General features: G+C 69.6%; 11 protein-coding genes. 5 read left to right on the top strand and 6 right to left on the bottom strand.

Annotated elements, in window-relative coordinates; translation table 11 throughout:
• Window positions 1–81 precede the first annotated feature (81 nt).
• The gene (locus SALPAC3_RS0100335; protein ID WP_018219268.1) at window positions 82–1,656 is read left to right on the top strand and encodes an MFS transporter; all 1,575 of its coding nucleotides are present in this window, start codon (window positions 82–84) and stop codon (window positions 1,654–1,656) included.
• Window positions 1,657–1,911: 255 nt separating this feature from the next.
• Here the strand turns inward: SALPAC3_RS0100335 and SALPAC3_RS0100330 are convergent, their stop codons facing one another.
• Both SALPAC3_RS0100330 and SALPAC3_RS0100325 read right to left on the bottom strand, forming a co-directional pair.
• Complete coding sequence (locus SALPAC3_RS0100330) at window positions 1,912–2,931, bottom strand: alcohol dehydrogenase catalytic domain-containing protein (protein WP_018219267.1); 1,020 nt, start codon at window positions 2,929–2,931, stop codon at window positions 1,912–1,914.
• 73 nt (window positions 2,932–3,004) lie between these two features.
• Window positions 3,005–4,531 (bottom strand): alpha/beta hydrolase, encoded by a 1,527-nt coding sequence (locus tag SALPAC3_RS0100325; RefSeq protein ID WP_232430434.1) that lies wholly within the window; start codon window positions 4,529–4,531, stop codon window positions 3,005–3,007.
• Between the two features lie 199 nt (window positions 4,532–4,730).
• Between SALPAC3_RS0100325 and SALPAC3_RS0100320 the strand changes: the two genes are divergently transcribed.
• Both SALPAC3_RS0100320 and SALPAC3_RS0100315 read left to right on the top strand, forming a co-directional pair.
• Complete coding sequence (locus SALPAC3_RS0100320; protein WP_018219265.1) at window positions 4,731–5,597, top strand: formylglycine-generating enzyme family protein; 867 nt, start codon at window positions 4,731–4,733, stop codon at window positions 5,595–5,597.
• Between the two features lie 32 nt (window positions 5,598–5,629).
• A complete protein-coding gene (locus SALPAC3_RS0100315) occupies window positions 5,630–5,896 on the top strand; it encodes a MoaD/ThiS family protein (protein ID WP_232430433.1) in 267 nt (88 codons plus the stop codon).
• A 75-nt stretch (window positions 5,897–5,971) separates the two neighbouring features.
• On the opposite strand, the gene SALPAC3_RS0100310 is transcribed toward SALPAC3_RS0100315, so the two are convergent.
• From SALPAC3_RS0100310 to SALPAC3_RS0100295, 4 genes are read right to left on the bottom strand one after another with little or no spacing between them, the layout of a single operon-like run.
• Window positions 5,972–7,531 carry a 4-hydroxyphenylacetate 3-hydroxylase N-terminal domain-containing protein gene (locus SALPAC3_RS0100310; RefSeq protein ID WP_018219263.1) on the bottom strand — a complete coding sequence of 520 codons (1,560 nt, stop codon included), beginning with the start codon at window positions 7,529–7,531 and terminating at the stop codon, window positions 5,972–5,974.
• 42 nt (window positions 7,532–7,573) lie between these two features.
• Window positions 7,574–9,403: a non-ribosomal peptide synthetase gene (locus tag SALPAC3_RS0100305; RefSeq protein WP_018219262.1), complete on the bottom strand. Its 1,830-nt coding sequence runs from the start codon at window positions 9,401–9,403 to the stop codon at window positions 7,574–7,576.
• Window positions 9,404–9,406: 3 nt separating this feature from the next.
• Window positions 9,407–11,095, bottom strand: a complete 1,689-nt coding sequence (locus tag SALPAC3_RS0100300) for a thiamine pyrophosphate-binding protein (RefSeq protein ID WP_026185111.1) — start codon at window positions 11,093–11,095, stop codon at window positions 9,407–9,409.
• A 40-nt stretch (window positions 11,096–11,135) separates the two neighbouring features.
• The gene (locus SALPAC3_RS0100295) at window positions 11,136–12,188 is read right to left on the bottom strand and encodes a class I SAM-dependent methyltransferase (protein ID WP_018219260.1); all 1,053 of its coding nucleotides are present in this window, start codon (window positions 12,186–12,188) and stop codon (window positions 11,136–11,138) included.
• 208 nt (window positions 12,189–12,396) lie between these two features.
• Here SALPAC3_RS0100295 and SALPAC3_RS0100290 point away from each other — a divergent pair, with 208 nt between their 5' ends.
• Both SALPAC3_RS0100290 and SALPAC3_RS0100285 read left to right on the top strand, forming a co-directional pair.
• On the top strand, window positions 12,397–13,788 hold the full coding sequence (locus tag SALPAC3_RS0100290; protein ID WP_018219259.1) for an NDP-hexose 2,3-dehydratase family protein: 1,392 nt from the start codon (window positions 12,397–12,399) through the stop codon (window positions 13,786–13,788).
• A gap of 77 nt (window positions 13,789–13,865) precedes the next feature.
• A complete protein-coding gene (locus tag SALPAC3_RS0100285; RefSeq protein ID WP_018219258.1) occupies window positions 13,866–15,119 on the top strand; it encodes an acyl-CoA dehydrogenase family protein in 1,254 nt (417 codons plus the stop codon).
• Window positions 15,120–15,131 lie beyond the last annotated feature (12 nt).

Here is a 15,131-nt window from a genome sequence, read left to right as displayed (position 1 = left end):
ACAGACGTTTTACGTACAAGGTGCTTGTTGCAATGTGCGCGTGCCGCCCCCGCCGCACTTCGGACGACAGAGGAGGATGCAATGGACCCGAGCGCCGAGATTCCCCCGCGGGCCGGCCGACGGGAGTTCATCGGCCTGGCAGTGCTGGCTCTACCCACGATGCTGGTGGCGATGGACATCAGCGTGCTGTACCTGGCGTTGCCCCATCTGAGCGGAGATCTGGGCGCCAGCAGCGTGCAGCAGCTCTGGGCCACCGACATCTACGGGTTCATGCTGGCCGGTCTGTTGGTCACCATGGGAAACGTCGGCGACCGGATCGGACGCAAACGACTGCTGATGTTCGGGGCCGCCGGCTTCGCAGTGGCCTCGGTCGTCGCGGCCTACTCCACCGACGCGACGATGCTCATCGCCGCCCGTGCGCTGCTGGGCATCGCCGGATCCACCCTGATGCCATCGATCATGTCGCTGATCAGCGCGATGTTCCGCGACCCGAAGCAGCACACCGGCGCTATCGCGGTCTGGATGAGCTGCTTCCTCGGCGGCACCGCCCTGGGGCCGATCATTGGTGGGGTGCTGCTCAACTCCTTCTGGTGGGGCTCGGTGTTCCTCGTGGCCGTGCCAATCATGGCGATGGTGCTGATCCTGGGGCCGTCCCTGCTGCCGGAATTCCGCAGCCCGCAGTCCGGCCGCATCGACCCGTTGAGCATCCTGCTCTCCCTGGCGACGATCCTGCCGCTCGTCTACGGCCTCAAGGAGATCCCCCGCACCGGCTTCGAACCCCTGCCGACCGTCGCCGTCCTGATCGGCCTGGTCTCCGGTGTGATCTTCGTACGCCGGCAGAACCGCCTCACCAGCCCACTGCTGGACCTGAAGCTGTTCAAGCACAAGATCTTCCGGCCGGCGCTGCTGCTGACCATGTTCGCCGGTCTGGTCGCGGGAAACCAGCTCTTCGTCTACCTCTACCTGCAGTCGGTGCAGCAGTTGTCGCCCCTGAGCACGGCGCTGTGGCTGCTGCCGTCGGCGCTGGCGATGATCATGATCATGCAACTCACGCCGCTGCTGGTCCGATCGATCCGGCCGGCGTACGTCATCGCGGGGGGCACCGTGCTGGCCTCCCTCGGGTACCTGACGCTCACCCAGGCCCCCAGCTCCGGAAACCTGACGTTGGTGGTCACCTCGCTGATCGTCATCAACCTGGGGACCGGCCCGATGGGCAGCATGTGCGCGGCACTGGCCATGCAGTCCGCCCCGCCGGAACGGGCCGGTTCCGCCGCTGCCATGACGTCCACCTCGGGTGAGCTCGGGATCGCCATGAGCATCGCCGTCCTGGGTACAATCGGCAACGCGATCTACACCCGGCAGTTCACCGCTCCGGCCGGCGTGCCGGTTGACCCGGCAGCGGAGGAGAGCGTCGCGGGTGCCCTGGAAAGCGCGACGCGACTGCCCGGCGATCAGGCCGCGGCGCTACTCAGCAGTGCCTACGACGCCATCACCAGCAGCCTGCACAGCACCTCGGTGGTCAGTGCGCTGCTGATGCTCGGCGCCACCGCCCTCACCCTGAGCACCCTGCGGCAGCTGCCCTCGAGTAACGAGGCGGCTGCGGCGGCCGAGGCGCAGGACCAGGCGCCGGACCCGGTCGCCGGCACCCACGCCTGACAGGGCGCTCCTCGTACGGCCGGTGGCGTGGTCCCATCCACAACGCCACCGGCCATACGGGTCAGAACCGGAGGCTTCCTCCGTCGCCTGGCACACTCGGACGGGAGCGGACAGGGCGGCGATACCGGTGATTAACCTGTTGATCAGCTACTGCCCAGCCCATGGCGACGGTCGACCTGACCGCTTCGGCGCCGGCAGGCATCGGCTACGGCGCCGCCCACCGCGTCGGTCAGGTCGAACCGCCTCGTCACCGGCCTAGCGGTAGTCGACCACGGCGCGGAACCGCACCGCACCGCGCTCGACCCGGTCCACCGCCTCGGCCACCTGTTCCTTCTCGAAGACCTCGGTCATCGGCGTCACTCTGCCGTCGGCCGCCAGGTCAAGGGCCTCGCTCAGATACTGCGGGCCGTTGTGGGTGGAGCCAATGATCCGTAGCCGGTTCGCCCACACCGGGCTGTCCGGTCCCACGGTGAAGGCCCCCGCCGGATCGATGCCGGCGAGCACCACCCGGCCGTTCGGACGTACGCCGGCCAACGCCTCGGTGGCCGCCGGATACGACGTTCCGGTCACCAGCAACACGTCGGCGCCGCCGGCCTCACGCAGCTCCGCACCACTGCCGACCACCAACCCGGCGCCCAGCTTGCGTGCCGTGCTCCGCTTGTCCTCAGACCGGGTGACTGCCACCGTGTCGAACCCGCAGGCACGGGCATACTGCACGGCCAGGTGGCCAACGCCACCGATGCCGAGCACAGCCACCCGCTCGTGCGGGGCCGGGTCGGACGCCCGGAGCGCGCTCCAGGCCGAGTAACCGGCGCAGAGCAACGGCGCCGCGGCCACGAAACCGAGCCCAGCCGGGAGCAGGACCGTGCTCGACGCCCGGGCCAGCACGTACTCGGCGTGTCCACCCTGGGTCGTGACGCCGGTCATCACCGGAGCGGCGCAGTTCATCCCGGACTGGCCCGTGAGCGGCAGACCCAGCCGGCAGTAGTCACAGCGCCCGCAGGTGTCCTGCACCCACGGCACCCCGACCCGGTCCCCCGGGCTACGGGTATGCACGCCCGGGCCCAGCTCGACAACCTCACCCACCGCCTCGTGCCCCGTGATCATCGGGTCGCGTGGCGGAGCTGGCAGGACGCCGCGACTAAGCCACACATCGTTGTGGCAGACCCCGCACACATGGACCCGGACCAGCACCTCACCGGGGCCGGGGCGGGGCGTCGGTACGTCCCGCAACTCCCACCGGGCACCAAGCGTCGGCACCACAGCAGCCTTCATGTGACCACTCCCTCTCCTCGAAGGGGCGGGTAACGGCCACCGCGGGTGCCGCACCCGCCCAAACGTTCATCCGTCAGCTCGGACAGACCCGATCGGTGGCCGGGCGTACGCCCGTCACCAGGAACCTTGTGGTCACCGCGTCCGCGCAGGCACCACCCGTACCCAGATAGGCGAGGTGGCCGCCGCTGTCGACGGTTACCAACCGCGCCCGCTGGCCCAACGCGTGCCGCATCTCCAGCGCGCCCTCCAACGGCGTGCCAGGATCACGACGATTCTGTACGAGCAAGATGTTCGACGGCCCTTCGGCAGTGATCCGTACCCGCGCCTCCACGGGTCGGACCGGCCAGAAGGCACACGGCCAAAGGCCCGCCGAGGCCGCCCCGTACAGGGGGTAGCGGGCGCGGTCCAACGTCACGGCGCGTTCGTACGGTCGTACCCCTCGCGGCCAGCCCTCGACGTTGTTGCAGGCCAGGTGGAGCAGGCCGGAGAAGTCGAACGCGGTATTCGACATCTGCCGCAGCAGCGTCGCCTCGGCCTCGGTCAGCGGCAGGCCGTCCGCACCCTTCCGGGCCGTTTGCCAGAACTGCGCCAGGTGGGGGAACGTGGTGTCACTGAACAGCATCGCGAACGTCAGGTAGCGCAGCAGGTGACCGTCGACTCCCTCCACCGGCGCGTCGTCCAGCCGGCGTGCCAGATGCAGCAGAGTGGACCGTACCTGACGTGGGTTGTCCCCGAGGTCGTAAATTTCTCGGTGCTCGGCCGCCCAGGCCGCGAAGTCGGGGAAGCGCTGCTCCACGCCCAGGCCGAGCCGCCGGGACCAGGTGTGGTCCATCCCGGTGGGTCCCACCACGCTGTCCAGGACGAACCGGTCGGTGCGCTGCGGGAACAGGGTGGCGTACACGGCTCCGAGGTAGGTACCGAACGAGTATCCGAGGTAGGAGATCCGCTGCTCACCGAGCGCCTGACGGATCTGGTCCAGGTCACGGGCAACATTGGCCACCGACATGTGCCGCATCAGTGGCGCGGTCGCGGAGCTGGCGCACTGCTGGGCGATCCTCCGCATCCGTTCCGCGTCCGCACGGATGTCGGCCTTGGTCTCGGCATACCGTCCGGGCGGGATGGTGAACATCTGCGCCGGCGTCAGGTCGCAGCTCACCGGCGTACTTGTGCCGATGCCACGCGGGTCGAACGCGATGAGATCGTAGTGGCGCCGAACGTCGGCGGGCAGCCCCCGCTCGACCAACCGCAACGGCAGGGCCAGCTCGGAGGTGAACTGGCCCCCCGGGTTGAGCACCAGCACGCCACGTCGGGCGTCCGGATCGGTGCCGGGAAGCCGGGAGATCCCCACCTCGATTCGCCGGCCGCCTGGGGCTCGGTAGTCCAGCGGGACCTCGATCGAGGCGCACTGGAGTCCCGCGGCGGCCTGGGCGGGGTCGGGACACGGCGTCCAGGCAACCTCCGACACGGCGGGGGCGGCCACAGCCGGTGTCGGCGGCGCCGGGGCGGCCACGACGGCCATCGCAACGGCGACCGCCACAAGCCCGCGCCACCGCGCCCCCCACGGTCGGCGCGGCCCGCTCGCATCGGTGTCGGAACGCATGTCTCTCCCCTCCGAAACAGATATCATCACCCACCTTAAAACCGTTTCACTCTGTTGATGAGCGTCGAAAAGAGCATTTTCGAATAAGCGTTACGGATTATGGCGGGGATAGGGTTCGAGAACCTGCGGCGTGGCGACTCGGCGCCGATCGGCCCGCTACTTCCGCACGATTCACTCCGTCGGCCCGGCAGGAGGGGTTATGGGCGAAATGGTGCGCGTCCCGGGCGGCTCGTTCGCCATCGGCACGCCGCCGTGGATGCTGGACTGGCTCGACCGGTCGGACCAGCCGCTCCCGCGTATCTGGTTTCACGACGAGACTCCCTCGTCGATGTGCACCGTCTCAACCTTCCACATCGACCGGGACCCGGTGACGGTCGCGGAGTTCGCCGCTTTCGTGACCGAAACCGGGTACCAGACCGATGCCGAAAGGCGCGGCTTCGGCATGGTCTATGGCGAAAACGGTTGGGCCGAGTGGGATGGTGCCCACTGGCGGGCCCCGGGCGGCCCCGGCACCAGCAGCGCCGGAATGGGCGACCATCCCGTGGTACACATTTCCTTTCCCGATGCCGGCGCCTACGCGCACTGGGCCGGAAAGAGGCTGCCCACCGAGAAGGAGTGGGAATACGCCGCCCGCGGTCCGCAGTTCCGCATCTGGCCGTGGGGGGACGAGTGGCACGACCCTCGGGCCAATACCGCCGAATACCACGCGGGCAGCCTGACCACCCTGGACGGCTGGGTGAAGTGGTGGAACTCGGTGTACGAGCGGCAGGGCGCGATGCCACTGACAACCCCGGTGGGCACCTTCGCCGTCCTCGGCGAGAGCCCTTTCGGGTGCCGGGACATGGCCGGCAACGTCTACGAGTGGACCTCCACCCGGTCCCGTCTCTATCACCCGGGTACCGAAGTCGACCCCAGCGTGCGCATGGCGATGGGCCGGTACCGCGTGATCAGGGGTGGCTCCTGGATGAATTTTCGGTACCAGGCGCGGTGCGCTGAACGCATTCACGGCGACCCGGAAGGGTGGTCGACCTTCGCGCACGGCTTCCGCTGCGCGCGGGACGGTTGAGACGAAAGCCCGGACACGACGAGGAGACTGACGTGGTAAAAATCGTTCTGCCATCGGTGTGGACCCAGGGTCACCGCACCGAGTTCACCGGGACCGAGGGCAAGCTGGATGCGGTTATCAAACGGTTCGCCGAGGAAAACCCCACCTATCGACGACGGCTGCTGGGTCCCGACTCCGAACCGTTGGGCTACCTGAACCTCGTGGTCGATGACGACATGGTCCCCCGGCACCTGCGCGCTGACACCGTGGTGACGTCGGGCAGCACCGTCACCGTCGTCTCGCCCATGGCCGGCGGCTGACCACCCCCATGGCGCCGGACCGGCCCCGATACCACCGGCCCTCCGGCAGTATCGGGGTCGCGCCACGGCTACCGCTCAACCGTTGAGCGTCGAGTTGCGCAGTCGGCGGAAGTCCGTGAACGACTCCAGGTCGTTCACCGTCCAACCGTCCAGGTCGTACTCCGCGAGGCACTCGTCCACGAACGCCTTGTAGCGGTCCAGATCGCCCGAAGCCAACTGAGCGCCGAGCAACTCCACGCGGGTACTCTCGTGGTTGCCGGCATAGTTGCGTTCGTACAACTCGTGCCGGCCGCCGAACTCGGTGCCGACGGCGTCCCACAGCAGCTTCATCACCTTGACCCGTTCCTCCGCACTCGCCCCATTGGAACCGCGGACGAAGCGGTCAAGATAGGGACGGATCTCCGGGTTACCGAAGTCGTCGGCACTGGAGTTGAGATAGATCAGACCACTGGCCACGTCCTGCATCGCGATCTCCCGGATGCGGGGATAGCCGATCTGCATGAACCACCGGTACGCCATGCCGTACTGGGGGTTCGGCAGCACCGCGCCGTTCTTCCACGGGACCGGATTGCGGGCCGCCGCGTCGGAGAGCGCCCAGAACAGGTTCCGCCAGGCGAGCACCTCACCGAGGCGGCTCTGCACGCCGCGGAAGTCCTGGGTGCCGGTCAGTTCCAAGGCACGGGCCAGCAGGCCAGCCAGAAACTCGATCTTCACCGCCAGCCGGGTGCAGCCCTGGAATACGAACCGCTCGAGAAAGCCGGAGTGGGAGCTGAACAGCTGGACCTTGCGCACGTCGCCGTAGATGAAGACGTTTTCCCAGGGGACCAGGACCTGGTCGAGCACCAGAATGGCGTCGTTCTCGTCGAGGCGCGAGGAGAGCGGGTAGTCGTAGGGGCTGCCCATCACCGCTGCCGCGGCGGAGTATGAGGCCCGACAGATCAACTTCAGTCCGGGCGCATCCATCGGCACGGTGGCGACCAGGGCGAACCGACGATCCTTGATCGGCAAGCCGTGGTGGGCGATGAAGTTGTAGTGGGTCAGCGCCGAGCCGGTCGCCACGACCTTCGCCCCGCTGACCACGAGGCCCGCGTCAGTCTCCCGTTCCACCTGGACGAAGACGTCACCCACCTTGTCCGGCGGCAGGTTCCGGTCCACCGGCGGGTGGACGATGGCGTGGTTCCAGTACAGCACCTTCTCCTGCGAGCGTGCGTACCACCGGCGTGCGTTGTCGGCGAAGGGGCCGTAGAAGTCGGCGTTGGCACCGAGCGTGCCGAGGAACGAGGCTTTGTAGTCCGGGCTGCGCCCCATCCAGCCGTAACTCAGCCGGGCCCAGGCGGCGATCGCCTGCTGGTCCGCGACGAGATCCTCGGCGCTGTGCGGAGTGGTGAAGAACCGGTGGGTGTAGCCGTCGCCACCGGTGTCGGTGGCAGTGGTCAGCACCGCCCGGTGGGCCGGGTCATGCAACGCGTCGTAGAGTCGGGCGGTCATCCTGACCGGATTGTGGAACGCCGGATGGGACGTGACGTCCTTGACCCGCTCCCCGTAGAGGAAGACCTCCCTGCTGTCCCGGATGCTCTCCACGTACTCGGCGCCGGTGAAAGGGCGCGTCTTTGGCCGGTCGCTCACGTCGATCACGCTCCTCACCGTCGCCGCTCCGGCGACGCCGCACGGTCAGGATCATCGTGGCAGCAGGGGCGGTCGGGCCTCGCCTTCCAACGTGCGCTCCACCGGGTCTGTCACCGCCCCCGCCGGTCGGCCATCCTCGTCGGACAGGCTCTTGCCGATAAGTTCGTCGAGCTCAGCCACGGTCGGCGCATCGAACAGGTCCGCCACACTGATCTCCACGCCGAACACCAGCCGGATCCGCCCGACCAGGCGCACCCCGAGCAACGACTGGCCGTCGAGGTCGAAGAAGCTGTCCATCAGGCCGACCTGCGGTACCTGCAAGATCTCCTCGAACAGGGCACACAGCCTGCGCTGCCGGTCGGTCAGCGGGCCGTCGGACCGGCCGGCGGGGGCCACGTCCGGCGCCGGCAGCGCGGCCCGGTCGAGCTTGCCGTTCGGCGTCAGCGGAAGCCGGTCCAACACGACGAGGTCGCTCGGCACCATGTACGGCGGGAGGTGGGCGGCTGCCCGCTCGCGCACCGCCGCGACGTCGAGCTGACCGGCGGGGGCGATCAGATAGCCAACCAGTCGCCGCTCCCCCGACGCGTCCGGGCGGTCCGCCACCACCACGTCCACCACCCCCGGGTGGGCGCCGAGCACCTGTTCCACCTCGGCCGGTTCGACCCGGAACCCCCGGATCTTCACCTGCGCGGTGGCCCGTCCGGCATGCTCCAACAGGCCCTCCGGCGTCCACCGCGCCAGGTCGCCGGTGCGGTACATCCGGGCGTCGCCTCCGGCGAAGGGATCCGGCCCGAACCGTTCGGCGGTCATGTCGGGACGGCTGGGATAGCCGATCGCGAGGCGCTCGCCACCGATGTACAGGTTTCCCACCAGACCCGGTCCGACCGGCACCAACCCGTCGTCGACGATGTACGCCCGCACGTCGTCCAACGGCTGGCCCATCGGTACCGTCACCTGCGGTGGGTGGTCGACCGTCATCGGCCAGCTCGACGCGAACGATGAGACCTCCGTAGCCCCGTACATGGCGCGCACCACCAGCTCGGGGCACGCGGCGAGGACCCGGCGGACAGCCTGCGCCGAGATGTTGTCCCCACCTGTCAGCACCTCCCGCAGGCCACGGAAGCACTCCGGCGCCTCGTCGGCGAGCACCCGGAACAGGCCGGCCGTGACGTGCGACGCGGTGATCCGGTGCCGGCGCACCAGCCGCTGCAGCGTGGTCGCGTCGATCACCTCGGGCGGCGCCAGGACCACCGTCCCGCCCCGCAGCAGGGGCACCCACAGCTCGTAGGTGGAGACTCCGTACGCATGCGGTGCCAGCATCAGCACCCGCTCGTGGTGCCCACTGTCCCAGCAGGAGTCGAGGGCCAGACCCAGCACCCCGCGATGGCTGACCGCCACGCCGAGCGGGGTGCCCTGGGTACCAGAGGTGTACATCATGTAGGCGGGATCGTGCCGGCCGACCGGTACCGGGTCGAGTCCTGCCGCCCCGGTGTCGCCGTCGGCACCGACCCGAACGACGTGTCGGACCCGCAGCTGGTCGCCCGAAACGTCGTCGGAGTCGGTGAGCAGGAGCTCTGCTCCCGCGTCGTCCAGCACCTGCTGCCGCCGAGAGGTCGGGTAGGCGTCGTGGATCGGAAGATAGAGGCCACCGGCGCGTAGTACGGCCAGGAGCGCGGCTACGAGGGCTGGCGAACGCCGCATCAGGATGGCCACCGGTTGCCCTCGTCGCAGACCGTGGTCGCGTAGCCGGTGTGACTCGGCACCGGCCCATGCGTCCAGCTCCCGGTACGTGAGCTGCTCGTCTCCGGACACCACCGCAACGGCGTCCGGACGGCTCCGCACCTGTTCCTGGAAGCATGCGTAGATGGAGTTGAACTGCACTACTCACTCCTTGCGCGGTTGGTCCGGGGGGCCGGAGAGAAGGTCAGTGAGGAAGTCGGCAACCACGTTGCGGGCGACCTTGCAGTCCAGCACCAGCACCCCGGGGCGATTCGAGGCCAACCACGACCGCACGGTCCAGAGGTCGGCCGGGCTGCGGACGGTCTGGGCCTGCCCGCCGAGCGCCCGGGCCAGGGCCGCGAAGTCGGTGTCGGCGAACGTCGCGCTGCTCAGATCGGCGCCCTGCGGCCCGTACATGTGGACCTCGAATCCGAACGCCGCGTCGTCGTAGATCACCACGAGCGCGGACGCCCCGCAGCGAATCAGGGTCTCCAGCTCAGGCAAGCCCATCAGGGCGCCTCCGTCGCCGAGAACGGCCACGGTCAGCCGGTCCGGTCGCCCGACCGCCGCCCCCACCGCACCGGCGAACCCCAGGCCGATCGCCTGGAAGGCCGCGCCCATAAAGGCCAGCCCAGCTGGGTCGGGCACGGGCCAGCTGCGGATCGGCCATTCGATGAACTGCCCACCGTCCAGCACCAGGGTCCGTTCAGCGGGCAGCAGCTCACCGAGCGACCGGGTGAGGGTGCGGGGATCGATCCGCCCGTCGCCCCCCGCGTCGTCGTACCTCGGCCGCTGGTCGCGCGCCAAGGCCACCCGCTCCGCCACCGACTCACGCCATCCCGCTCCGGGCCGCGGCCGCGCGTTTGCCAGGTCCAACAGGGCCGAGGCGGCCACCGAGGCGTCGGCGCGTACCCGCAGATCGACGCGGTCCGGACCCACTCCCGCGGCGATGTCGATCCGCACCAGCGTCGCGTCGGGGTCCAGCATGCGACCGTGGTGCAGGGTGAACGGGTCCAGCCCGGCGCCGAACGCGACGACCAGATCCGCCTCGCGGATCAGCGCGGCGGCCCCAGGGGTGGCGAAGCCGCCCATCACCCCCACGCTCCAGGGGTTTCCGATGAACAGGCCGCTGGCCATCACCGTGGTGGCGTACAGCGCACCCAGCCGGTCCCCCAGGTCCACGATCGCCTTTCCGGCACCGGCCCGCCATGCGCCCTGCCCGGCCAGCAGCAGGGGCCGGCGCGCCCGCGCGAGCGCGCCGGCGACGGCAGCCAGTTCGGCCAACGGGGGCACGGTAGGATCCTCGGCCGACGCATCAGCCAGATCTGCCTGGATGAGGGCGGACCGCTCCGTCGACGTGGTTTCGGACGCGTCGGCCGTCACCAGGTCGTTGGGCAGGCAGAGGACGGAGGCGCTGCCCGCGTTCGCCGCGCGCAGCGCCGCCGCGGCGGTCTCGGCCGCCGACGCGGCCGAGACGATGCGGAACACCCGGGCGCCGACCGAGGCCGCCAGGGCGGTCTGGTCGACGTCGTGCCGGCGCCGGCCCCGCAGCGGCGCGTCGCCGCAGAGCAGCAGTACGCCGCTGCCGTGGCGGGCAGCCTCGGCGAGGGCGGTCAGCGCGTTGGTGAAGCCCGCACCGTGCGAGGTGGTGCAGACCGTGGCCCTCCCCGTGACCCGGTGGTAGGCGTCGGCCATCGCCACCGCGGCTCCCTCGTGACGGGCGGAGACGTACCGTACGCCGGCACCGGTGAGTCCGGCGACGGCGAGGATGTTGCCGCCGCCCACCACGCCGAACGCGCACTGGACGCCCAGGCCGGCCAGGGTCTGGCCGATCAGCTCGGCTGTTGTGGTCATGCTCGCTCCAAGGAGGTCACCGGCCGGTTCGGGCACCGGGCTAGGCCAGTTCGAAGATCACTTCGCCGACGGTCAGGTTGATCCGGTTGGTCCGCAGCAGGCGCCAGCCCCCCTCCTCGAACACCCCCTCCCAGTCGGCGACAGTGGGCAGCGAGATGCCCATCAGGTCGTGCCCCAGCTCGAAGCCGGCCACGAAGATGGGCAGGTCCCGGTCGGCCGTGTGCTCGGTGCGGGTGGCGTCGCCGATCAGCAACCGACGCGCCGACGGGAAGCATTCCCGCAGCCGCCGCAGGGTCGCCACGCACCTGTCCTTGGGCCAGAAGTCGTGCCCCATCATGAAGCAGGTGAGCAGCTCGACCTCGGCGAACTCGGGTCGCGGTTCGAGGTCCAGCACGTCGGCCTCGATGAAGGTCGTCCGCTCGGCCACACCGGCTGCCTCCGCGTCACGCCGCGCGTCCTCCAACGGGGGACGGGCGCTGTCCACACCGATGCCCCGTGCCGCGGGGAAGCGACTGAGTAGGCTCCGCACCCGGGCCCCGCTGCCGCAACCGAGGTCGGCGACGACACCGATGTCGTCGCCGACCCGGTCGACCGCGGCCTGGAAGGTACTCTCGTAGCAAAGTTCATTGATCTCGCGGCAGGCGTAGGCGATGGCTGCCGAGTCACGTCGGTAGTAGGAGCCGGTCCGGTTCGCCCGCACCATCGCTGCCGGCATTTGCTGGAACAGTTCCGCGCTGCCGCGCGCGAGCCAGTGAAAGAACGACTTCAGCCGGTACATCTCCGTGGTGTAGCCGGACAGCCGGACCAGGGTGCCCTCCCGCTCGACCAGGTCGGCCGCGGCGAGCGCTCGACACATTCCGACGGTTGACGCCGCGTCGAGCCCGTGTTCGGCGGCGAACTCGACGGCGTCGACCTGTCCCTTCTCGATCAGCTCGTCCAACAGACCGATCTCCCAAGCGGCCGCGACCGCCCAGCTGGCCACCGCGGAGTTGAAAATCGAGGTGACGTGTCGTCCGGCGGCGGTGCTGGTGATCTCGATAGCTGGCGCGTCCCGCAGGGTCCGGGCTGCCGGCCGGGTGGCCGCGGTATCCATGGTGATCCTCCATCAATCGGCCTCACTGCGCCCCATCCTCGGAGATGCCGTTTCGCTCGGACACCTCCGCATGTGCTGTCCGCCGGCGGGCTTCGGTGCCGCTGACTGCGCATCCTCAGAGATGGATGGCGTGGTGACGACAATGAGAATGAATCCGGCCGTACCCGGCCGCTGACACGACGGACCGCAGACCGGAGGTGACCACAGCATGGCGGTTGGTACCGATGTCCCGCCGCGACTCGTCGCCCGGAGCGACCCGGGCCCGGCGCGGCGCGTCCTGCGGTCCGCCACCGCGACCTCTGCCGCGGCGGGCGATGTGCTCGGCTGGCTGGCGCGACGCGCCCGTCGGCACGACTTCCGCGTGCACCGCATCTCCTTCCCGGAGCTGGACCACTGGCACTTCGAGGAGGGCACCGGAAACCTGCAGCATCGCACCGGCGGGTTCTTCACGGTGACGGGACTCGACGTGACCACCGACGGGCCCGCGGACCAGGGGCCGCGACACTGGCAGCAGCCGGTCATCGCGCAGCCCGAGGTGGGTGTCCTGGGGCTGCTCGCCAAGGAGTTCGACGGGGTCCTGCACTTTCTCCTACAGGCCAAGATGGAGCCCGGCAACCCAAACCAGATCCAGCTGTCCCCGACCGTGCAGGCCACCCGCAGCAACTACACCCGACTGCATGCCGGTGGCGAGGTGCGGTACCTCGAACACTTCCTGACTCCGGGGCGGGGCCGGGTGCTCGGCGACGTCCTGCAGTCGGAGCAGGGCTCCTGGTTCTTCCGCAAGCTCAACCGCAACATCATCGTCGAGACCCGGGAGGAGGTGCCGACACACGAGGACTTCCACTGGCTGACCCTGGCGGACATCGGCCGACTGCTGCGCCAGGACCTGCTGGTCAACATGGATGTCCGGAGCGTGCTCGCAAGCGCACCCCTACCATCCGACGAGGCCGCGGCGCTACACCCGGACACCGAGGTGCTGTCCTGGTTCGCCGCCGAACGGTCCGCGCGCCGAATCGACGCCCGCCGGATTCCGCTGGCCGAGGTACGGGGCTGGGGCCGCGACGACTGGATGATCCGACACGAACACGACCGGTTCTTCCGGGTGGTGGCGGTGTCCGTGGAGGCCGGCAGCCGGGAGGTGGCCCGATGGACCCAGCCGCTGGTGGAGCCCGTACGGGGCGGCATCGCCGCCTTCGTCGTACGCCGCTTCGCCGGCGTACCACACCTGCTGGTCAACGCGCGGGTGGAGGGCGGTTTCATCAACACCGTGGAGCTCGGCCCGACGGTGCAGTGTGCACCCGGAAGCGACGCGGAGTGCGGGTCAACCTGCTCACCGTTCCGCAACCTGGTACTGAACGCAGGAGCGGACCGAATCCGCTACTCGGCTCTGCAGTCAGAGGAGGGCGGCCGATTCCTCAACGCCGAGAACAGGTACCTCGTCGTCGAGGCCGACGAGCGCGAGGCACCTACCAGACCCCCCGCCCACCACTTCTGGGTGACCCCGAGCCAGCTGCGTTCTCTGGTCCGACACAGCAACTACGTGACGGTCCAGGCACGCACGCTGCTGGCCGCCATCAACTCACGGGCCGTGGTCCTCTAGTCACGCCCGGGCGACGTCGACTCCGGCTCGCCGAGTAACGACTCGCAGCACCCGACACCGGAAGGCTTCAGCGCCCCATGCAAGAGGACCTCACGCAACAGACGCCGACGGGCACCCTTCGCACTCCGGTCACGCCAGCCGGGGTGGCACTGCTCAAACTGGTGGGCCACCACCTGCCCGCCATCCGCGTCGCCGCCGGCGACCACAACCGTACCGGCACCTTCCCCGCCGAGGTCTTCAAAGCGCTCGGCGAAGGTGGGGTGCTGGGCGCCACCGTCCCGCGCGAACTCGGAGGGCTAGGGCTGAGCCGGCTCTACGACACGGCCACCGCCCTACTCGCCGTCGCGGAGGCGGACGCCTCCACGGCACTGGCCCTGCATGCCCAGTTCAGCCGGGGACTGACCTTCACCTACGAGTGGACGCACGGCGAGCCGCACGCGCGACAGCTCGCCGAGCGGGTACTGCGGGCGATGGCGTTGGGCGACCCGGTGGCCGGCGGCGTCAAGGACCATCCCAGCACCGTCACCCGGCTCACTCCGGACCCCGCCGGGGGATGGCGGCTGACCGGCCGCACCACGATGGTGACGATGGCCCCGGTCGCCCGGCACATCCTCATCGTGGCGCAGACCAGCAATGGCGGAACGCCACGGCTCGCCACGGTACTCATCGGCCCGGACGTCCCCGGCGTCACCGTGCTCGACAATTGGGACGGGCTCGGAATGCGCGCCTCCGGGACGGTGGACGTCGTCTACCAGGACGCTTTCGTGCCGGATGCGGACGTCCTGATCCGGGGCGAGGTGGGGACCCAGCACGACGGTGCTCTCGCCGGCCAGACGGTCAGCTCGATCACCATGCTCGGCATCTACCTCGGTGTGGCGCAGGCCGCCCGGGACTGGGCGGTCCAGTACGTCCGGCAGAACATGCCGACGCCGCCCGCGGCGGTGCGCACCCTGGTCGCCGACATTGACGCCCGCATATATATGCTCCGGGCCGCGGCCGGCACCGCGCTGTCCAACGCCGACGAGACGGCGGCCCGGGTGACCGACCCCGCCGTACGCGGGCGGCAGATGATGCTGCCCTTCCAATACGTGAAGCTGATGCTGAACCAGCACGGGCCGGCGATCGTTGACGACTGTCTCACCCTCTGCGGTGGTGCGACGTACTCCGCCGGTCACCCCCTGTCCCGGATGTTCCGCGACATGCGGGCCAACAACTTCATGCAGCCCTACAACCGTCTGGACGGCGTCGACTTCCTCAGCGCCCACGCGTTGGGGCTGCCCTACGACAGCAACTACATGAGCGCCCGCGCAGCGCGGTCGCTGCGGCGCTAGGGAGGCGAGCAC

The sequence above is a fragment of the Salinispora pacifica DSM 45544 genome (genome assembly GCF_000378845.1).
Taxonomy (GTDB): domain Bacteria; phylum Actinomycetota; class Actinomycetes; order Mycobacteriales; family Micromonosporaceae; genus Micromonospora; species Micromonospora pacifica.
This window is presented reverse-complemented; position numbering and strand designations above follow the sequence as displayed.